This is a genomic window from Agaricicola taiwanensis, from assembly GCF_014635245.1.
In the GTDB taxonomy this organism is placed as follows: Bacteria; Pseudomonadota; Alphaproteobacteria; order Rhizobiales; family Methylopilaceae; genus Agaricicola; species Agaricicola taiwanensis.
On sequence record NZ_BMCP01000001.1, the window covers coordinates 1,456,961 to 1,475,929 of the forward strand.

Sequence of the window (18,969 nt, forward strand, 5' to 3'; positions counted from 1 at the left end):
CGACGCGATGTGCTAGGCCCAGCCCTCGGGTGCCATCCGCTGCAGCACACCGTCCTTGCGGATAAAGTAATGGTACAGCGCGGCGGCGATGTGAACGGCCGCAAGACCGGCGATGATGAAGCCCAGGGTCTCGTGCAGGTCGAAGAGGCGATCCGCCAGTTCCTCGTTCTTATCGATAAGCGGCGGGACTTCGATCAGCCAGAACAGATTGAGTGGCGCGCCGAAGGCGGAATTGGCGATCAGGCCGATGATGGGCTGCGCAAAGAGTGCCAGATACAGTAGCCCGTGCACTGCGTGGGAAGCGGCGATCTGCCAGCGTTCTATGGTTGGTTCGGACGGGGGCACGCCGGCGATGAGGCGATTGGCCAGTCTGGCGATCATCAGCAGGAGCAGGGTGAAGCCAAGCGACTTGTGAAGATCGTAAGCCGTGTTCTGCACCGCGCCTTCAGGAAAGCTGCCGAGCAGCAAGCCAAGAACGATCAGGACGATGACGAGGACAGCGACGAGCCAGTGCAGCAATTTCGCCAGGGGTGGGTAAGACATCCTCGCCGAGCGCATATCGTTCTCCATCATGGAATTGTTCCAGACTGCGGAATCTTTCCCCTTCACGCAAGCGTCAGGGAACAGATGAGGGCGGCTCGCGATTGTCATTTGCGGCGTAGCAGCCCATATCTGGCGGGATGATCCAACCCTTGACGACAGACGTAACAGCTTTGTTCGACGCGGCGATGCCCTTCCTTTCCGCAGGAGCAGCCCGTTTGAGAGGAGTTGAGCTCTGATGCTGACCAGCACACCGTCGCGCTCGCCCGCCTTCAGCCTCTTCGGTGATCCCCATCAAACGCGAGTGGAACGCGCCATCGCGGAGTTCCGATCCGGTCGCCCGGTTCTGTTTTCCGGCGGTGTGCGGTCCGTCCTTGCCATGCCCACGGAGGCCGTTGACGGTCCGGCCGGGGACATGATGCTGGAGTGGGCGGTGCGCGGCGCCTATCTGGTTCTGACCCGGCCTCGCCTGCATCATCTGGGCGTGGCCAATGGCGTGGGGCCGCGGCGGTTTCCGCTCCCGATGCTGGATCGCAATCTGATCGACCGCTTGAGTCGGCAGACCGACGCCGCCATGACCGACGCCGCCATGACCGACACCGGCGAGAGCGTCTCGCCGGTGGAAGAGGCGGCCCTCGAACTGGCACAGCTTGCCTATCTCATTCCTTCGGTCATCGCGGTTGAGGCGCAAGATCCCGCGCGGCTCGTGGAAGCCGGCGCCCTCGAGGTTGAGGCGACCGCGATCTTTAACTTCCGCGATATCGCCGCCCGGCAGATGCGCATCGTGTCCCGTTCTCCGGTGCCGCTGGCGGAAGCCCGCGACAGTGAGTTCGTCGTGTTCCGGGGCGGCGAGGGCATGCGCGATCAGGTCGCGATCGTGGTCGGTGATCCGGATCTTTCAAAGCCCGTTCTGACGCGGGTTCATTCGGCCTGCCTCACCGGCGACCTCTTCGGCTCCCTCAAATGCGACTGCGGCGATCAGCTGCGCGGCGGCGTCAAGCGGATGGCTGAAAGCGGCGGCGGCATTATGCTCTATCTTGATCAGGAGGGTCGGGGATCCGGCATCGCCAACAAGATGCGCGCTTACAAGCTGCAGTGCGATGGACTGGACACCTATCAGGCCGACAGCGTTCTGGGGCTGGACCTCGACAGCCGTCATTTCGCCATGGCTGGCACCATGCTCCGGCTTCTGGGCGTGGCGCGGGTGCACCTTCTCACCAACAATCCAGAGAAGATCGCCGCGCTTAAGGCCGCAGGCATCGATGTCGTCCAGGACCTGCGGATGTTCGGCCGCCCCACGGAAGAAAACGTCCGGTACCTGCAGGCCAAGCGGGATCGCGCCGGACACCGCATCGGTATTGAGGCCCTGTTCGGCGAACCCGCCGCGGAATAGCCATGGCGCTTGGATTCAGGCTGCCTTTCCGCTTCTCTCTCGAGCAGATTGTCACGCTGGCGCGGCGTGAGCTCATTCTCATCGCGACACTGCTGCTGATCGCCGGCGGCTTCTGGACCTTTCTCTCGATCGCCGACGAGGTTCGCGAGGGCGAGACGTCCGCCTTCGACCAATGGGTACTGCTGGCCCTGCGGGACCCCACCAATCATACCGATCCGCGGGGGCCCGTCTGGATGCAGGAAATGGCGCGGGACATCACCGCCCTGGGCGGCATCCCTGTGCTCACCATGGTGACGCTCGTCGTGATCGGCTATCTCCTGATGAGCCGCAAGCGCGGCGCATCATTGCTGGTCGCGGTGTCCGTGTTTGGCGGGATGGCGCTGTCGAGCCTCCTGAAAATCGGGTTCGATCGGCCCCGTCCCGATCTCGTGCCTCATGAGGTGCACGTCTACACGCTGAGTTTTCCCAGCGGCCACGCCATGCTTGCCGCCGTCACCTACCTGACGCTTGGCGTGCTGCTGACCCGCGTCTCGCCACGGACGCGGCTGCGGGCCTATATTCTCGCCATCGCCGTTCTGCTGACGGTGATGATCGGCTGCAGCCGGCTTTATCTCGGCGTGCATTGGCCAACGGACGTCCTGGCGGGCTGGTCCATCGGCGCCGCATGGGCTCTGGCCTGCTGGGTGGTGGCGCTTTGGCTGCAGCGTCGGGGTGCCGTTGAACAGGCAGATCAAACCACGCCCGAGCCCACACCTTCCTGAGGTGTGCGGGAGAATCCGAAGCCGTCAGCTGCGTTCGCGCACCGCCAGGAACTTCAACGATGGAAAATCCTTGATCGCCTGATCCAACGCCCAGGCATTGCGCGCCAGGAATACGAGGGCACCGTCGCGGTCCTCGCCGCAGGACGAACGGTTGAGGTCAAGGAAGCGCGTCACGTCCGCCTTGTCGCCGGCCACCCAGCGCGCCGTGACGTAGGGCGCCGTCTCATAGCGCACCGGTACGCCATATTCGCCCACAAGACGGGAGGCCAGCACATCGAGCTGCAGGGGCCCCACGACGCCAACGATCGGCTGAGAGCCGAGCATGGGCTTGAAAACCTGCGTGACGCCTTCCTCGGCCATATCGTTCAGGGCCTTCTGAAGCTGCTTGGCCTTCATCGGATCGTCGAGCATTACGCGGCGAAGCATCTCAGGCGCGAAACTCGGAATGCCCTCGAAGGTCAGCTTCTCGCCTTCCGTCAGCGTATCGCCGACACGGAGCGTACCGTGATTGGGAACGCCGATGATGTCTCCCGCCACCGCCTCATCAACCGTTTCACGCTCCTGCGCGAAGAAGAAGATCGGCGCGGCGATGGTCATCATCTTGCCCTCGCGCGCGTTGAACAGCTTCATGCCGCGTTTGAACCGACCGGAGCAGAGGCGCAGGAAGGCCACCCGGTCGCGGTGATTGGGGTCCATGTTGGCCTGGACCTTGAAGACGAAACCGGACACCGCACTTTCGTCAGCCGTCACGGTGCGGGTGGTGGCGGCGCGGGGCAGGGGCCCCGGCGCCCAGTCCCCCAGACCCTGGAGGAGCTGCGCCACGGAAAACTCCTTCAAGGCTGAGCCGAAGAACACCGGCGACAGATGACCTTCGCGGAAGGAGTCCAGATCGAAGGCGGGCAACAGCCCACTCGCAAGTTCCAATCCCTCGAGCGCCGGCTCCAGGATGCGGTCTTCGATACCGGTCTTCGCACCGATCTCGCTGACGTCGTCGAAGGCGATCGGCTGGCCCTGTGTTCCGCCGCGTCCACCTTCCGGCATCAGCACCTGCTTGCGAGTGATGTCGATGACGCCGCGGAAGTCGGTGCCCATGCCGATAGGCCAGGTCACCGGTGTCAGGTCGAGCGCGAGACCGGAGGAGATGGCATCCATCAGCTCCAGCGGATCCAGGCCCTCGCGGTCGATCTTGTTGATATAGGTGATGATGGGGATATCGCGCAGGCGGCAGACCTCGAAGAGCTTGCGGGTCTGCGCCTCGATGCCCTTGGCGGCGTCGATCACCATGACGGCGGCGTCGACGGCCGAAAGCGTGCGATAGGTGTCTTCGGAAAAATCGGAGTGGCCGGGCGTATCGAGCAGATTGAAAACGACACCGTCCCGCTCGAAGGTCATGACCGATGAGGTGACGGAGATGCCGCGCTTCTGCTCGATCTCCATCCAGTCCGACCGCGTGCGCCGGCGCTCGCCGCGTGCCCTGACGTGCCCGGCCAGATGAATGGCGCCGGAGGCAAGCAGCAGCTTTTCCGTCAGCGTCGTCTTACCGGCATCAGGATGCGAAATGATCGCAAAGGTGCGGCGCGAGGCGTAGTTGGTATTAAGCTTGGAGGTGGGCAGATCGGTCATGGTCATGGCGCGCTCCCTTAAAGCATTTTGAGCCTCAGGGAAATGAGCAGTCGGGCTCGCGGGCAACCGCGCAGGCTTGCAGCGCGTGAAGTTACGGGCAAGGCTTGCCGCAACTCCCGCGTCAACAGGGGCAACCGAGGAAAGAAGTCTGATGTATCCTGATCGCATGATGCCGACGCTGCACGATCTGCTGGCCTCTGTTGGCTGGGAGGATGCGCCCGTAGAGCGCCTGGAAGTCACCGACAACGGCCTCGCATTGGCGACGCCCTGGCCGGTGACCGCAAATGCACTGGCCGTTCTAGCCGCAGTGGGGCTCGCGAGCTCGTGCCTGCGGGAACAGCGTGGTGGCGGGCAGACGGCCGTACGGCTCGACACGCGGCAGGCAGGGCTCGCCATGGCGAATTCAAGTTATCTGACGGTGGATGGCACAGCGGCTAAGTTCCGAGATCCCTTCACCGGCATCTATGAAGCGGCGGACGACCGCCACGTTTTCCTCCATGGCAATTTCCCGCACCTCCGCGAAGGACTGATGCGGATGCTCGGTGCCACCGATCTTGAAGGAGTGAGAGCCCGTGCGCGCGAACGCGATGCCTTTGGAATAGAAGCCGATGCCATTGCCGGTAACTGGTGTGCCGGCGTCGTCCGGAGCCGTGCGGAATGGCTCGGGACCTTGCAGGCGGCGGCCGTGCGGGCATTGCCGCTCCTGGAGATCAGGCGGATCGGGGACGCGCCACCACGCAGAATGCCCGCGGGCGAAGGGCCGCTCGGCGGGTTGCGGATGCTCGATCTGTCGCGTGTCATCGCCGGCCCCATGGCAGGCCGCACCTTCGCCGAGCATGGCGGAGAGGTTCTCCTCGTGTCAGGTCCTCAGCTGCCCTTTATCCAGTCGCTCGTGATCGACACCGGGTTCGGAAAGCGGTCGGCCACCATCGATCTCTCGCAGGCATCAGGACGCAGCACCTTCAGCAATCTCCTTGCCTCGGCCGATGTCTTGATGGACGCCTATCGTCCGGGCGCGCTGGCCGCAAAGGGCTATTCGCCCGATGAATTGGCAGCCTCGCGGCCGGGCATCATCCATGTTGACCTCACGGCTTTTTCCCGGGCCGGTCCCTGGCGCATGCGGCGCGGCTACGACAGTCTGGTGCAGGCTACATCAGGCATGTGCTGGCGGGACGATGGCTCTCCGCCGAAGAACCTGCCGTGCCAGCCGCTTGACTATCTGAGCGGTTATCTCGCAGCCTTCGGCATCATGCTCTGCCTTCTCAGGCAGATGGATGAGGGCGGGACCTGGTCCGTGGCGCTCTCGCTTGCTCGCACGGCGGAATGGATGTGGGACACCTATGAGGCACTCGGCCAGGAGCAGGGTTTTCCGGCACAAAATCCCGCCAGTGGCGAGGTGGCGGATCTCCGGCAGGACTATGCCACAGCCTTCGGCGTGGTCGGTGCGCTGAAGCCGCCGCTGCAGGATGCGGCTTGGCGCTGGGCAAGACCACCGGTGCCGCTTGGAAATGACGCACCGGTGTGGTGAGGCGCCCTATCGTGCGGGGCCGGCTACAATTCCCTCAGCCGTCAGCTGCGCGATCTCTTCCGCGCTGCGACCAAGCTCGGCAAGAACCGCCGCGGTGTCCCCGCCCAGCTGTGGCGCTGCTTTCGTGTAGGAAAGCGGAGAGGCCGACATCAGGATCGGCGTCCGCACGGAGGGCACCGTCCCGTCGTCGGCGGGAAGGTCCATACGCATGCCCCGGTGAAGAACCTGCGGGTCGGCGAAGACATCGGCAACCGTGTTGATCGGCCCTGCCGGCACTCCTTCCGCCTCCAGCCGCGCAAGCAGATCGTCACGTGTGAAGTTGGCCGTCAGCGCCGTGATGAGCGGCACAAGCGTCTCGCGATGGGTCACGCGGGAAGGATTGGTGGCGTAGCTTGAGTGGTCGGCCAGCTCTGGTGCGCCAAGAACAGTGACGAAGCGGCGGAACTGCCCGTCGTTGCCCACCGCGGCGATGAAGTGGCCGTCAGAGGTGGGGAAGACCTGATAGGGCACGATGCTGGGGTGCGCGTTGCCGAGACGACGAGGCGCCGTGCCGGACACGAGATAATTCAGGGCCTGATTGCCGAGCACACCTGTCAGCGTGTCGAGCAGTGCCATGTCGATGTGCTGACCTTCGCCCGTTTTGTCACGATGGGCGAGGGCCGCCTGGATGGCGACGACGCTATAGACGCCGGTGAAGATGTCCACGAAGGCAACGCCCATCTTCTGCGGCTCGCGGTCGGGTTCCCCGGTCAGGTCCATGATGCCGCCCATGCCCTGGATCATGATGTCGTACCCGGCGCGATGCGCATAGGGACCGGTCTGGCCGAAGCCGGTGACGGAGCAATAGATCAGGCGTGGGTTGAGCGCGCGAAGGGATCGGTGGTCGAGGCCGAACTTCTCCAACCCGCCGACCTTGAAGTTCTCGATGACGACGTCGGCCTTGGCGGCCAGGTCCCGGACGATCTGCTGGCCCCCGGGCTTGGAGAAATCAATCGCGATCGAACGTTTGCCGCGATTGCACGCGTGAAAATAGGCGGCGCTTTCCGGCCCTTCGGGTCCTTCGACGAAGGGCGGCCCCCAGCCGCGGGTATCATCCCCGTTCGGGCTCTCGACTTTGATGACGTCGGCCCCGAGATCCGCCAGGATCTGACCTGCCCAGGGCCCCGCGAGAATGCGGGCAATTTCCAGAACGCGCAGGCCTTCAAGCGGTGCAGGCATAAACTTTCTCCGAGCTGGCCCGAGAAAGCATTTTCAGAAGAGACAAACAACCGCCAGATCAGTTATCTCGTGAACAAGATTGGGACGATGAATGGCTTATTTGCCATGCCGCTCTCGGGCGGCGGCGCCGGCAGAGGGTTGGCGCGACGAACCATATCCAGAGCAGCTCGGTCGAGTATGGGATTGCCTGAAGCAGCCTGGGAAGATCGAATGTTTCCATTCGCGTCGATGACCAATTGCACCCTCACGGTTCCCACTCCTGTCCCCGCGCGCCTGAAGCGTCGGATCTTGGCACTCACCCGGTTCTGCCAGGCCGCCAAAGCATTTGCGTTCGACGCGGAAGTGCTCGCTTCCGCTGCCGCGGACCGTTCGGCTCGGGGTGCATTGGTTGCCGACCGCTGGCTGGAGACCTCAGACTTCGGCTTTGTGACGACCTTCTTCCGCTTGGGCCGTTCCTTCTTGAGTTCCTCGGGCTTTGTCTTTTCCTCGGGTTTCGCATCAGGCTGTTTTGGCCTTGCGACGGGAAGAACAGCCTCCGGCTTCACAGGAACGACTTCCGGCTCTGGCATCTCGATGATGGGTTCAGGCAGCGGCTGCAACGGCGGTGGTTCGAGAGGTTCAAGAACCTCAGGTTCCGGCTCAGCATCAGGAGTCGGCTCTTCGAGCTGCTGCTCGGCCGCTATATCGGCCGGCTCCGCCAGTTCCGGCGCGTCGATCGATGTGGTAAGCGGCGCAAGCTCGATCATGATGGCCGTTTCAGGCGCTCCGCCGGCTTCCGGCTCGTCGCGGAAAGCCATGACCGCGGCGGCGATGCCAAGGTGCGCGGCGACCACGACGGCTGCCGCGCCACCCCACAGGCCAAGGTCGCGCGTCAGGCCGTTCTCATGCCGATACGGGATCACAAGGCTCATGGTTGCGTCGTGGTCTCACCGATGGGAGCGACCTGCTCAAGCGCCACCAGCGCGACCTTGAGATAGCCGGTGCGGCGCAGCTCGTTCATCACTTCCATGAGTTCGCCGTAAGGCACGGTCTTGTCGGCGCGCAGGAAGATGCGCTGCTCCTTGTCGCCATTGGTTTGCGCGTCGAGGGTGGCACCAAGGGCATCGCGCGAGATCGTGTCGTTGCCGAGGTTGAGCGACAGGTCCGGCTGGACCGTGACGAAGAGAGGCTTGTCCGGCCGCTGCTGCGGCTCCACGGCGGCCGCCGGCAGATCGACATTGACATCGACCGTTGCCAGGGGGGCTGCCACCATGAAGATGATGAGCAGCACCAGCATGACGTCGATGAACGGCGTGACGTTGATCTCGTGGTTCTCGACCAGATCGTCGTCGGTTTCAGTCAGCTTCACTCCCATGGCGGATCACTCGGCGGCTGCGAGATGGCGGCCGTGGCGCATCCGGTCAAGGTCGCGCGACACATGCTTCATGATTTCCGCTGAAGCATCCGCGAGGAGAGCGCGGTAACCGGAGATGGAGCGCGTGAACACGTTGTAGATCACCACTGCGGGGATGGCGGCCACAAGGCCGATGGCCGTGGCAAGCAAAGCCTCGGCGATGCCGGGCGCCACGACGGCAAGATTGGTGGTCTGGGATTCGGCGATGCCGATGAAGGAATTCATTATGCCCCAGACCGTGCCGAAGAGGCCCACGAAAGGCGCGGTGGAGCCGATGGTGGCAAGCATTCCCATGCCCCGGGTCATGCGGCGCGACGCGCCGGCCTCGGTACGGGTCAGCGAGGCGACAACGCGCTCCTTGATGCCGTCGGCGGGAAGCCCTTCCGAGCGGTCGACTTCATGTGCGGCGACCCGCACGAGGTCGCGCCCGAAGCCACGAAGTTTGCCCGCACCGGCGACGTCATAGAGGGAAGGTGCTTTCACCAGTGCGTTGGTGACGCGCCGGACGGCGGCTTTCGCGGCGGCGATCTCGATGGTTTTGGCGAGCCAGATGGTCCAGGTCACAAGGGAGGCGAAGGCAAGCCCGACCATCACGGCTTTCACCACGATATCGGCCGCCATGAACATCCCCCATGGGGAGAGGTTGTGGGGCAGCGCCGGGATTGTTTCGATGCCGGATGCGGCCGGCGCAGTGGGTGCGGGCTGCGTTTCCACAGGTGTGGCGTTCGCAGGCTCGGGGGTGGGCTGGGCGGTCTGGGCGGTGGGCGCAACATCCTGTGCCGGGGCAGGAGCGGCGGGAGACTGGGAAGGTGCCTGTGCCGCCGGAGCGGATGGAGCGGCCACAGCCGGCGGATTTTGCGGTTCACTGACCTGCGCGGCCGGCGGTGTCGGTTGGGTAACCTCTTGAGCGACGGCGGAGCAGCTGCCCGCCGCCATGATCGCACCGAGGATCGAACCGAGAAGACGACCTTTCGCACGCATGCGAAACCCTTTCCAGAAGTCAGACGAACCGCTCGACGGTCAGTCGAATAACATCATCCAAAGCATTCATGCTCAGGCTGCTAAAGCTTGCGGCTGTTCTACGCCGGGACCATTCCAGTGATGGTTCGCCGTTGGCCTAAACCCTTGCTAAAAGATCGTCAATAAAAGAGTCTTTTATTGGAATTAGAAGAATTCCAAACAGCCTATGCGGTGGATATACTACGCCCTATATTGCAACTTTCGGCGAAGACAAAGGGTGTGGTCGGAAGCTGGCACCGACACGCTCCTGGCGTCAACATCCCGTAAATGGGGCCAAGGATGGGGAAAGTCAGCTCTGCTCTCCGCAGGCGGGTCCACTAACCCCTATAATTGTTGCGGTTCGCAACCACCTGTCCGAAGATGGTTGCTGTCGATAGTAAACAGCAAAAGGGACGCGGAAATCAGCGTCCAGATCAAGGGAGGTCACAGTGCCAGCATCCACACGTCGCACGTTCTTGTCCTGGCTCGCGGGGGGAGGGGTGTCGCTTGCGGCACTGATGAAATCCGCCCGATACGGTCATGCGCAGGAGAATTGGGATGAGGTGGTTGCAGCCGCCAAAAAGGAAGGAAAGGTCGTTTTCTACAACAACCTCCAGCCCGATGGCATCGAACCGATCCTTCGGAAGTTCCGCGCCCGCTACCCAGATATCAGCACGGAGCACATCCGTCTGGGCAGTAATCCTCTGAACGAGCGCTTCGGCACGGAATACAACGCCGGCCGCCATCTTGCCGATGTCGTCATCACCATCGCCGACCAGAACTTCTACAAGGGCATCGAATCCGGCTGGGCCGAGAAATGGTCTCCTCCCGAGGCCAAGAGCTACGCGCCGGAATGGATCGTCGACGACATGCTCTTCACGACGCAGCAGCTGCGCGAAGTCATCATCTGGAACACCAACCTGGTGAAGCCCGGCGAGGAGCCAAAGGAATGGAAGGATTTGTTCGATCCTAAGTGGAAGGGCAAGGTCGCGATGAATCCGCCCTGGCGCTCGATCCCCACCCAGCAGTTGATCGTCTATTGGGAAGACAAGCTGAAGCTGGGCGACACCGCGCAGATGTTCAAGGACAACAACGTTCGCTTTTTCGAAGGATCCGCCGGCATCATCCAGGCGGTCGTGCGTGGCGACGTCGCCATAGCCGAACTGACCGACCTCTCTGTCTATGGAATGCTTGAGGATGGAGCGCCGCTCGGCTTCGTCTATCCGGACTCAGGCTTCCCGCTGTCGGTGAACCGTATGTTCGTGGCCAAACACGCGCCGCACCCCAATGCCGCCAAGGTTCTTGGCAATTGGCTGCTGTCGCTTGAGGGGCAGACGGCGCTTCAGGAGCATGCCGGCCTGCCGGTCACGCACCCGGATGCGCCGCCGCGAAAACATCTGCCGGCAACGAAGGATCTCAAGAACGTCATGGTCGACGGCGAGAGCATCATCAATCCCGAACTGCAGAAGAAAGTGGTGAACCACTGGCGCACGGTCTTCGGCGTGCGCTGAAGCTTTGAGCCCGGCGCCATCGCGCCGGGCTTATCGGTCTTACGCGGCGGTCGCGACCTTTCCGGTCATCGCTTCCAGAACGCGCTGCACCGGAACGACATCGGCGAAGCGGCTCTGCATGTCGAACAGGCTGATGGCATGCGAGGCTTCGATCCGGTCGAACACACATTCCTCCGGGATCACGACATTCAGCCGATTGGCCGCCGCATCGACCACGGTTGCACGAACGCAGCCACTGGTCGTCATGCCGGCCACCACCAGCGTGTCCACATCCAGCTGCCTCAAATGCGCGACCAGCGGCGTGCCCCAGAAGGCGCTCGGTGCCGCCTTTGCGATCACCGCCTCGCCCGGGCCAGGAGCAACCTCATCGATGATGCGCGTGGAGCGATAGCGCATGTCTTCATCCGCCGCGGAACTGGTCAAGGCACCCGGGCCCGTCTTCTGCCGCGCCTCGATCCAGCCCAGCAGGCCGTCGCTGGGATCGCGCATGTTGATATGGATGACCGGCATTTTGATCGCCCGGGCCGTCTCCAGCAGCCGCACGACGCTGGGCAGCGCGTTCCAGCCGTTGAGGCCGCAGCTCCAGGGCCATGTTTTAAGTGATACCTCCAACGGCTCGGGCTTATCGCCGAATCCACCGCGATAGAGATCGATCATGATAAGCGCGGCGCGCTTCCCCAGCGTGAAATCACGAACCGGGCGCGTCTTCAGCCAGGCCCGTTCCTTCTCCGTCAGATATTTGTCCCATACGCGTTCGGTCATTGTCGGCACCGTCCTTTCTGGAATGAGGGCATGAGGCATGCCCCATGGCAGTTTCGGCCAAGGCTTCCAGTGCTGTAAAGGAGAAAGGTTCAGGAGAAACCAAGGAGTCGGAGAAAGCCCACGGACGGTGAGCTGTGTGCCTCCTCATCGTGCGCTTCCGGCGCTCCACCTCAATGGCCGCTGAACACCAGGGTCCGGACGGGCAAGATCAGCGCCTGCATCCGCAGGATTGCTGCGTGGACGAGGCCAACGGCGTCCACGCCGTGCAAGGCAAGCCCGCGCCAGAAGCCGATTTCGCCGGATTCGATCACGTCATGGTTGCTGGAGTAGGCGTTGGCGATGCAGCTTGAGCCCGGCGTCACGCCCTTGAGCCCGCCTTCGTAAAGCGGTTCCAGCAGCACCATGATGCTGCCTGGCCGCACCACCTGCTGCGCGTCCACGAGCAGTTCCCCACCGCGGAACTGGCCGGCGGCGATGAAATCCTGGACGCTCGTCACCACCATTGGAATTACCGTCCAGGGCTTGGAAATGCAGGTCACCTCGGCAACCATCCCGGGCTTCATCACCTGCGCCTCGATTTGCCCGAAACCCGCCGCGATGGCGCGCCGGCCGGCTTCCTCCGGAATCAAGATTCCGGCCGGCCGTGCGAACGGATTGACGATGTCTCCGACCCTGAGGGTGAACTGCTCCACGCGGCCGCTGACACCGGCACGGATGACAGTCTTGTCGAGATCGACCCGAGCCTGTGCCAGTGCGGCCTCGGCGCTCGCCATCTCGGCCGGTAGGAGGGTCGAGATTCGCACCTCGGCGGCTTCCTTGGCTGCTTGCGCGGCGGCGATTGCGCCTTCGCGCCCCTCGACGAGGTTTTCGAGGCGCTCGATCTCGCGAGCCGCGACGGTCGCCGAGTTGCGCTGGTTCAGCTCCTGCTTCGTTTCCAGTTCGTCCAGCGCCTGCTGGTGCGCACTTCTGGCTTCCCGCATCCTGCCATCCGCCGCGGCGACATCCGTCTTCGCCGCGACGAGGGCTGCCTCGACCTCGGCGATCTTGCGCCGGGCGCCCTCGACGGCGGCGTCCTGTGCCGAACTGTCCAGCCGGAAGATCGGTTCGCCTTGCTTCATCGATTGGCTGATGCCGTCCACGAAGATCTCGGCGACCCGCCCGTTTGTCTCCGATACGATCGGAACGGTCCGGAAATAGAGAGTGGCGCTGGTCGTTGACGGATGGTTGTAGAAGATCACCGTGATCAGTCCGATGGTCAGCATGAGGCAGGTGGTGATCCCCCACCGGAGCTCAAAGAATACGGAATAGAGGGTAATCTCGCGTCCAAACCGCTTTCCCTGCCTGTATCGGCGGTAGAGGTAGTCCGGAACGATCGTCACGAGCGAGCAGAGAAGAAGTTCGAGCATGACTATCTCTCCCCGACAGCGGTGACGAACTGCGACGTTGGCGGTTTCTCAGGCTCTTCCGGAGCGTCCGCCGCTACGGGGTCATCGGGCACGCCGGCGGCTCCCCTGCCTGGCGGTATCCTGGCTATTTTCTCCAGCGACCCGGCCATCCGGTTGAATGTCCATCCGAAATCCGGGATGTCGATCAGTGCCAGAAGAAGCCCTGCGACCCAGAAGATGTGCATATGCGTGAACAGGGCGAGCAGGCCGAGCACGGCCACGATCTCGAACTGGATCTTCTTCGACTTGTGGGCGATGCGCTCGGGCAGGGTGTGCAGACGCAGGAAAAGGATGCCGACGCCCATGACGGTGACGAGCAGGAAAACGGCCATCGTGGTCATCAACACGTCGGTTTCGCCTGGGCCGGCGATGAAGGCCGGCAGATGATGGGGTGCGGCGGGGTGCAGCGACGCGGCCATGTTTCGCCCCTCGGATTTCAGGTCATGGGTGCGCCGCTATTCCGGGGAAGGAATGCGTACCAAGCTGGGACTGCGAGAACATGGCCATGACCAACCTCCCAGGACGGGATGCAACGCCAAGCCTTACCAACCGATCATGCCACGGGACGGATATACCGTCGAGCTTGTCCACTACTTCAGGCGGCTTAGGCGGGGAGGCGCCACCCAGGAGCTCGTTCGCGCGGCGCCACGATCCCAGTATGCATTTTTCGTATGCTATCTGAAGAATACGAGTTTTACCCTGCAATCATCGTTGCTTATCACTCCAGTGAAGATCAAGTCATGGGAGGGGTGTGGTGTACGCCACCATCAAAGCACATACGCGACGCACACCGTCGGATGTTCTGGCGAAGTTTGAGGAAATCTGGACCTCGACCCTTTGCGACAGCATGGGGCGGCACGGGGTCATGAATCCAGACATCAAACCGATCTACGAAGGCGCCCGCTTCATCGGTTCCGCCCTGACTGTTTCCAACTACCCCAATGACAATATCACGACCCACAAGGCCATTCTCATGGCCCAGCCGGGCGATATTCTGGTCATTGACGAGGGTGCCGAGGCGCGGGTCGGCTCCTTCGGCCATAATATGTCGCTGCAGGCGCGGGCCCGTGGTGTCGTCGGGCTCGTGACCAGCGGCTGCATCCGCGACGTGCGTCTGCTGCGCGAAGAGAAGTTTCCGGTGTTCTCACGCGGCGTGAACCCCCGCTCCGCGCAGAAGAACACCCCAGGCTCCATCAATGTACCGGTCACTGTTGGCGGCATCGTTGTTGCCCCTGGTGATGTGATCGTTGCCGATGACGACGGCGTCGCAGTCATCCCCTTCGAGCGCGTCGCTGAAATTCTCGACATCGCGCAGAAGCGGATGGAGATGGAATACCAGCAGGCCGCCGATATCCGTGCCGGCAAGAAGCCCCTTGAGATCCTTTATGGCGACAGCTGGATCGACAAGGAGCTCGAAGGAAAAGTCCGTTACGTCGATTAGGAGAAAGCCATGCCGGTCGATTCGGACAGTGTCGATCTTCATCTTGAATCTACCGATGTGCTGATCGCCGGGAGTGGTGCCGCGGGCATGCGTGCCGCGATTGCGGCCCACGACGCCGGCCAGCGCGTCGTTGTTCTGGCAAAGGGCCCTCATCGCGCGAACCACACCCGCATGTCGGGTGGTCGTTACAACACGGTCTCGGGGCTCAACCCTCAGGATTCGCCCGATGCCTTCTTCCAGGACACCCTGGAGTCCGGCGCCTACATCAACAATCATGAGCTAGCGAGGATCCTTGCCTATGAGGCGATGGATCGTGCTTACGACCTCGAAGACTATGGACTCACCTGGGACCGCAAGGAAGCAACCCGCTATAATCTCTCGATGACCGGTGGCGGAACCTACGTCCGCACCATCGGATCGACGGACGAGGGAATCGGCATCACCGAAGTCATGGTCCACCAGCTGCACAAGCGCGGCGTCCGGATCTGTGACTTCCACATGCTTGCCGAGGTCGTCCAGAACGACAAGGGTGAGGTTACAGGCGGCCTTGTGCTGGATCTTGCGCGTGGCTGCTGGCGCTACATCGCCTGCAAGTCGCTCGTCATCGCCACCGGGGGAACCTCGCAGCTCTACGAGACCAGCTCTGGGCCGGCCATCAACACAGGCGATGGCATCGGGATCGCCCTGCGCGCCGGCGCCGAGATGGTCGACATCGAATTTATGCAGTTCATCCCGATCTCGTTCGTCTATCCGCCAAGTATTCGCGGCTACACGCTGACCGAGCCGGCTCACTACGGCATGCGGCATTACGATCCGAAGGCCGATGCCGCGCATCTCCTCAACACGCAGGGTGAGCGCTTCGTGTTGAAGCATGATCCCGTGCGCAAGGAAGGCAGCACGCGCGACGTTCTTGCCCGTGCGATCATGCTCGAAATCCTGGAGGGACGCGGTACGCCGGAAGGCGGCGTTCTCATGGTGCCGGACCCGCAGGTGTTCGACCACTTCCTTCATGAGCGGCCGATCTATGTGAAGCGCCTTCTGGAGAATTACGGCGAGCCCCAGGCCCGCTTCGAAGCTCCCATCCAGGTCATGCCGAGCGCCCTCTACACGCTTGGCGGCGTGAAGATCGACCCTTGGTGCCGGTCTGCCGTTCCGGGCCTCTATGCGGCGGGCGAGGCCGCCGGCGGCGTGCACGGTGCCAACCGTCTCGGCGGCAGCTCCATGCCGGACATTCAGGTGTTCGGCCGTCGCGCCGGCGTGGCGGCCGCAGGCTATGCCGAGGGCAGGGGGCTCGATCAAAACGAAGGGCTCGATGCCGCCCGTCGCGCAGCCGGAAGGCTTGAGAGCGCCCTCCAGCCCGGCGAGGGCATCCGTCCGATCGAGGTCAAGAAACGCATCCAGAAGCTGATGTGGGATGATGTCGGCCTTGTCCGCAACGGCCCCAAGCTTGAGGCGGCGCTCGACGTCTTCGCCAATCTTCGCCGCGAGGTGATGCCGCGCGTCCGCGTGACCAGCCGCCACCGGGTGCTCAACCGTGAGTGGATGGAGGCGCTGGAGCTTGAAAACATGCTCGACGTGGCCGAGCTCATGGCAACCGCCGCCCTGCATCGCAGGGAAACGCGCGGCGCACATTATCGGCAGGATCATCCAGACATCGATCCGGCTTGGCAGCGGAACATCTGCATCCGCCGCGTCGGGCAGGTCTTTGAAGTTCGCACGCAAGAGGTCGACACCACGCTTGCGCCCAAACCGGCAACCCAATCCTCCCTGGTGCCTGCCCAATGACAAGAACCGTAACCGTTACAGCCGAAATCCGCCGCCATGACCCATCTAGTGGCGAGCCTGCCCACTACGACACCTTTGAGGTGGAAGGTATGGAGAACATGCGGGTGCTTGATGTCATCCGCTCCATTTATGAAAACCAGGCAGGCGACCTTGCCTATCAGTTCGCCTGCCGCATCGGTCGCTGCGGCACCTGCGCGGTGCGGGTGAATGGCGTCTCGGTTCTTGCCTGCCAGGAGCAGTGCAAACCGCACATGAAGATCGAGCCGCTGCAGCCGTTCCCCGTCCTGCGGGACCTCGTCATCGACCGCACCGAGGTTGAGGCGCGCTATGCCGCGCTGGCGCTGACGCCGCAGCGCGCCACGGAGCACGAGGGCACGCCGGATGCGATTGACCCGGAGCTTGCCGGAGACATCTGCCAACTCGACTCCTGCCTTGCCTGCATGGTCTGCGTCTCCTCCTGTCCCGCCGTCGAGGAGCGGGCGTTCGATGGCCCTGCCTTCATGCTGAAGCTGCGCCAGATGGCGATCCATCCATCTGACGACAAGGATCGCCTCCAGCAGGCCGTCGGCGCCGGCATGGTCGAGTGCTTTGGTTGTGATCTCTGCACTCAACTCTGCCCCGCCGACCTCAGCCCTGCCGAGGCCATCCGCGAGTTCCGCAAGGACATGATCTTCGGAACCGGGAGGACCGCATGAGTCGCCGCGCCACCCTCCCGCGCAACGGAACGCATCAGGCCGACACGCTGCTCTATGGCCGCATGTCCCGCCTGACGAACCGTTTTTCGGGCATTGTGATCATCGGCTTTGTTCTCATCCATGTGGTGGTACAGGCGCTGCTGCATGTGGAGGGCTGGCGGGAAACCTACAGTCAGCACACCTGGCTCTATTCAATCCAGAACGTGCCGCTGGTTCACGCCGTGCTCTACTTCAGCATCGCGTTCCATACGCTTTATAGCCTCAAGCTGATCGCAGGTGACCTCGGATACACCACGCATTACCGGACCTCCTTCTATGTCATCACCGGTATTTCGGCCCTCTTCGCCCTTCGGGAGATCTCACGCTATGCCGGCCTCTGAACGCATCGTCTATGGGCGCCCGTTCCGCGTCACGCCGGTATGGCTCTGGCTGGCACAACGCGCATCCGGGCTGCTTCTGGCTCCGCTCGTGCTGCTGCATGTCTGGGGTGTCTCCTGGTCACGCCATCCGGTGATGCTCGGCCTTCTGCTGCTGATCATTCTCGTCCATGGCTACAGCGGCCTGCGCCGCATTGCGCCGCGCGGCCAGAAGGCGGTCCTTGCCGGCGCCGCTGCATCGGCATGGACCGCGGCCGTGCTCGTCTTCGGCGGCCTCGTGCTCTACAGCCTGCTCGAGCACGTCAGATGATCGAGCGGATCGAGATTTTCGTCACCGATCTGCCGACGCGGGTGCGGCGGATCTTTTCGAGCGGAAACTATGACACCGGCGCGCCCGGCCAGCTGCTTGGCAAGCCTGTCCTCGTGAAGATCCACGCAGACGGCATCGTCGGCATGGCACAGATCCGCGCGATCTCTCCCGGCCATTTCGTGCCGGACACGACGATGAGCGTCGTTGCTGCCATCCGGGACATCTTCGGGCCGATAATGCTTGGGCAATCGGCCTTCAATATCGGCCATCTTTCCGAGCTGTTCGACAGCCGCCTCGCCGCCAATCCCGCGGCCCGTGCCGTCATCGACATCGCGCTCCATGACTGGGTCGGCAAAGCGCTCGGGGTTCCGGTCCACACGCTGCTTGGCGGCTGCTGTCAGCCGGTGCTGCCGCTGGAATGGTCGGTCAGCCTTGCGGACGAGCCGGCCGTGATGGTTGCCGAGGCCCGGCGCGCTGTCGACGAGTTCGGCATCCGCGTGCTCTGCATCAAGGCGGCCGACCGCCGCGGCTGGCGGCAAGATGTGACGAATTTCGAAGCCGTGCGCACGGCGGTGGGACCGGACGTCGAGATCGGCGTCGATCCCAATGCGGGCTGGAGCGTGTACGACAGTGCAGCGGCCATCCTTGCCCTTGGTGAGCTTGACGTCGCCTACATCGAGCAGCCGGTCGCGCGCCGCAATCTTGAAGCAATGGCGGAGCTGCGCCGCGTTGCCGCCGGCATTCCGATAATGGCTGATGAGGCATTGATGTCGGTCGAAGACGCCTATGCGATCGCTCGTGCCGGCGCCGCCGACGTCTTCTGCATCAAGCCCTACAAGATGGGCGGCATCAGCGTCGCGCGGAAAGTGGCAGCCATTGCCGAGGCATCCGATATCCGCCTCAACTGCGGCGGTCTTGCCATCCAGTCGCAGCTTGAGGCTGCAGCCGGCGCTCATTTCGGAGCCAGCATCCCGCTGAAGCGGACGATGGGCGGGGCCGAGTTCCTGTTCGGCCTCAATACCACGGCACCCGATCCCCTGGTCGCGGAGACGGATTTCGTCGTGAAGAATGGGCAAGTCACCGTACCGACAGGGCCGGGGCTTGGTGTCGCGATTGATGAAGAACGACTACGACATCACACGCTGCATAGCGAGATCGTGCAGACGTAAAAGCCAGCACAAAACAATC

19 protein-coding genes are annotated in these 18,969 nt (G+C 63.1%); 10 read left to right on the forward strand and 9 right to left on the reverse strand.

The window, feature by feature from the left end; all coding sequences use genetic code 11:
* Nucleotides 1–12: 12 nt before the first annotated feature.
* A complete protein-coding gene (locus IEV58_RS07045; RefSeq protein ID WP_229729224.1) occupies nt 13–573 on the reverse strand; it encodes a cytochrome b in 561 nt (186 codons plus the stop codon).
* Nucleotides 574–778: 205 nt separating this feature from the next.
* Between IEV58_RS07045 and ribA the strand changes: the two genes are divergently transcribed.
* Together ribA and IEV58_RS07055 are read left to right on the forward strand one after the other, a co-directional pair.
* Nucleotides 779–1,933 (forward strand): GTP cyclohydrolase II RibA, encoded by a 1,155-nt coding sequence (gene ribA, locus IEV58_RS07050; protein WP_188408947.1) that lies wholly within the window; start codon nt 779–781, stop codon nt 1,931–1,933.
* Between the two features lie 2 nt (nt 1,934–1,935).
* The gene (locus tag IEV58_RS07055; protein WP_188408948.1) at nt 1,936–2,694 is read left to right on the forward strand and encodes a phosphatase PAP2 family protein; all 759 of its coding nucleotides are present in this window, start codon (nt 1,936–1,938) and stop codon (nt 2,692–2,694) included.
* A 24-nt stretch (nt 2,695–2,718) separates the two neighbouring features.
* Here IEV58_RS07055 and IEV58_RS07060 read toward each other — a convergent pair whose 3' ends face one another.
* Nucleotides 2,719–4,323 carry a peptide chain release factor 3 gene (locus IEV58_RS07060; RefSeq protein ID WP_229729225.1) on the reverse strand — a complete coding sequence of 535 codons (1,605 nt, stop codon included), beginning with the start codon at nt 4,321–4,323 and terminating at the stop codon, nt 2,719–2,721.
* A gap of 145 nt (nt 4,324–4,468) precedes the next feature.
* Between IEV58_RS07060 and IEV58_RS07065 the strand changes: the two genes are divergently transcribed.
* Nucleotides 4,469–5,845, forward strand: a complete 1,377-nt coding sequence (locus IEV58_RS07065) for a CoA transferase (protein WP_188408949.1) — start codon at nt 4,469–4,471, stop codon at nt 5,843–5,845.
* Between the two features lie 6 nt (nt 5,846–5,851).
* On the opposite strand, the gene IEV58_RS07070 is transcribed toward IEV58_RS07065, so the two are convergent.
* The 4 genes from IEV58_RS07070 to exbB all read right to left on the reverse strand — a co-directional run bounded on the left by IEV58_RS07070 (nt 5,852) and on the right by exbB (nt 9,437).
* On the reverse strand, nt 5,852–7,063 hold the full coding sequence (locus tag IEV58_RS07070) for a CaiB/BaiF CoA transferase family protein (protein WP_188408950.1): 1,212 nt from the start codon (nt 7,061–7,063) through the stop codon (nt 5,852–5,854).
* 62 nt (nt 7,064–7,125) lie between these two features.
* A complete protein-coding gene (locus IEV58_RS07075) occupies nt 7,126–7,974 on the reverse strand; it encodes a TonB family protein (protein WP_188408951.1) in 849 nt (282 codons plus the stop codon).
* Entirely contained in the window at nt 7,971–8,417 is a 447-nt protein-coding gene (gene exbD, locus IEV58_RS07080) for a TonB system transport protein ExbD (protein WP_188408952.1), read from the reverse strand. The genes IEV58_RS07075 and exbD overlap by 4 nt, the downstream gene beginning before the upstream one ends.
* A gap of 6 nt (nt 8,418–8,423) precedes the next feature.
* Entirely contained in the window at nt 8,424–9,437 is a 1,014-nt protein-coding gene (exbB, locus tag IEV58_RS07085; RefSeq protein ID WP_188408953.1) for a tonB-system energizer ExbB, read from the reverse strand.
* A 467-nt stretch (nt 9,438–9,904) separates the two neighbouring features.
* On the opposite strand from exbB, the gene IEV58_RS07090 reads away from it, so the two are divergent.
* Nucleotides 9,905–10,966, forward strand: coding sequence for an ABC transporter substrate-binding protein (locus IEV58_RS07090; RefSeq protein ID WP_188408954.1), 1,062 nt, complete (start codon nt 9,905–9,907; stop codon nt 10,964–10,966).
* 39 nt (nt 10,967–11,005) lie between these two features.
* On the opposite strand, the gene IEV58_RS07095 is transcribed toward IEV58_RS07090, so the two are convergent.
* From IEV58_RS07095 to IEV58_RS07105, 3 genes are all read right to left on the reverse strand, one after another.
* Entirely contained in the window at nt 11,006–11,728 is a 723-nt protein-coding gene (locus IEV58_RS07095; RefSeq protein ID WP_188408955.1) for an isochorismatase family protein, read from the reverse strand.
* Between the two features lie 170 nt (nt 11,729–11,898).
* Complete coding sequence (locus IEV58_RS07100) at nt 11,899–13,134, reverse strand: HlyD family secretion protein (protein WP_188408956.1); 1,236 nt, start codon at nt 13,132–13,134, stop codon at nt 11,899–11,901.
* Between the two features lie 2 nt (nt 13,135–13,136).
* Nucleotides 13,137–13,592, reverse strand: coding sequence for a DUF3302 domain-containing protein (locus IEV58_RS07105; protein WP_188408957.1), 456 nt, complete (start codon nt 13,590–13,592; stop codon nt 13,137–13,139).
* Between the two features lie 335 nt (nt 13,593–13,927).
* On the opposite strand from IEV58_RS07105, the gene IEV58_RS07110 reads away from it, so the two are divergent.
* From IEV58_RS07110 to IEV58_RS07135, 6 genes are read left to right on the forward strand one after another with little or no spacing between them, the layout of a single operon-like run.
* Nucleotides 13,928–14,614 (forward strand): 4-carboxy-4-hydroxy-2-oxoadipate aldolase/oxaloacetate decarboxylase, encoded by a 687-nt coding sequence (locus tag IEV58_RS07110; RefSeq protein ID WP_188408958.1) that lies wholly within the window; start codon nt 13,928–13,930, stop codon nt 14,612–14,614.
* Nucleotides 14,615–14,623: 9 nt separating this feature from the next.
* Complete coding sequence (locus tag IEV58_RS07115) at nt 14,624–16,399, forward strand: FAD-binding protein (RefSeq protein ID WP_188408959.1); 1,776 nt, start codon at nt 14,624–14,626, stop codon at nt 16,397–16,399.
* Nucleotides 16,396–17,094, forward strand: coding sequence for a 2Fe-2S iron-sulfur cluster-binding protein (locus IEV58_RS07120; protein ID WP_188408960.1), 699 nt, complete (start codon nt 16,396–16,398; stop codon nt 17,092–17,094). The genes IEV58_RS07115 and IEV58_RS07120 overlap by 4 nt, the downstream gene beginning before the upstream one ends.
* Complete coding sequence (locus IEV58_RS07125; RefSeq protein WP_188408961.1) at nt 17,091–17,474, forward strand: hypothetical protein; 384 nt, start codon at nt 17,091–17,093, stop codon at nt 17,472–17,474. The genes IEV58_RS07120 and IEV58_RS07125 overlap by 4 nt, the downstream gene beginning before the upstream one ends.
* Entirely contained in the window at nt 17,461–17,781 is a 321-nt protein-coding gene (locus tag IEV58_RS07130) for a hypothetical protein (RefSeq protein ID WP_188408962.1), read from the forward strand. Before IEV58_RS07125 ends, IEV58_RS07130 begins: the two co-directional genes overlap by 14 nt.
* Complete coding sequence (locus tag IEV58_RS07135; protein WP_188408963.1) at nt 17,778–18,950, forward strand: mandelate racemase/muconate lactonizing enzyme family protein; 1,173 nt, start codon at nt 17,778–17,780, stop codon at nt 18,948–18,950. The genes IEV58_RS07130 and IEV58_RS07135 overlap by 4 nt, the downstream gene beginning before the upstream one ends.
* Nucleotides 18,951–18,969: the final 19 nt, after the last annotated feature.

Coding starts and splice junctions, on each gene's coding strand:
- IEV58_RS07045 (WP_229729224.1), bottom strand. CDS start 573: ATGATGGAGAACGATATGCGCTCGGCGAGGATGTCTTACCCACCCCTG.
- ribA (WP_188408947.1), top strand. CDS start 779: ATGCTGACCAGCACACCGTCGCGCTCGCCCGCCTTCAGCCTCTTCGGT.
- IEV58_RS07055 (WP_188408948.1), top strand. CDS start 1,936: ATGGCGCTTGGATTCAGGCTGCCTTTCCGCTTCTCTCTCGAGCAGATT.
- IEV58_RS07060 (WP_229729225.1), bottom strand. CDS start 4,323: ATGACCATGACCGATCTGCCCACCTCCAAGCTTAATACCAACTACGCC.
- IEV58_RS07065 (WP_188408949.1), top strand. CDS start 4,469: ATGTATCCTGATCGCATGATGCCGACGCTGCACGATCTGCTGGCCTCT.
- IEV58_RS07070 (WP_188408950.1), bottom strand. CDS start 7,063: ATGCCTGCACCGCTTGAAGGCCTGCGCGTTCTGGAAATTGCCCGCATT.
- IEV58_RS07075 (WP_188408951.1), bottom strand. CDS start 7,974: ATGAGCCTTGTGATCCCGTATCGGCATGAGAACGGCCTGACGCGCGAC.
- exbD (WP_188408952.1), bottom strand. CDS start 8,417: ATGGGAGTGAAGCTGACTGAAACCGACGACGATCTGGTCGAGAACCAC.
- exbB (WP_188408953.1), bottom strand. CDS start 9,437: ATGCGTGCGAAAGGTCGTCTTCTCGGTTCGATCCTCGGTGCGATCATG.
- IEV58_RS07095 (WP_188408955.1), bottom strand. CDS start 11,728: ATGACCGAACGCGTATGGGACAAATATCTGACGGAGAAGGAACGGGCC.
- IEV58_RS07100 (WP_188408956.1), bottom strand. CDS start 13,134: ATGCTCGAACTTCTTCTCTGCTCGCTCGTGACGATCGTTCCGGACTAC.
- IEV58_RS07105 (WP_188408957.1), bottom strand. CDS start 13,592: ATGGCCGCGTCGCTGCACCCCGCCGCACCCCATCATCTGCCGGCCTTC.
- IEV58_RS07115 (WP_188408959.1), top strand. CDS start 14,624: ATGCCGGTCGATTCGGACAGTGTCGATCTTCATCTTGAATCTACCGAT.
- IEV58_RS07120 (WP_188408960.1), top strand. CDS start 16,396: ATGACAAGAACCGTAACCGTTACAGCCGAAATCCGCCGCCATGACCCA.
- IEV58_RS07125 (WP_188408961.1), top strand. CDS start 17,091: ATGAGTCGCCGCGCCACCCTCCCGCGCAACGGAACGCATCAGGCCGAC.
- IEV58_RS07130 (WP_188408962.1), top strand. CDS start 17,461: ATGCCGGCCTCTGAACGCATCGTCTATGGGCGCCCGTTCCGCGTCACG.
- IEV58_RS07135 (WP_188408963.1), top strand. CDS start 17,778: ATGATCGAGCGGATCGAGATTTTCGTCACCGATCTGCCGACGCGGGTG.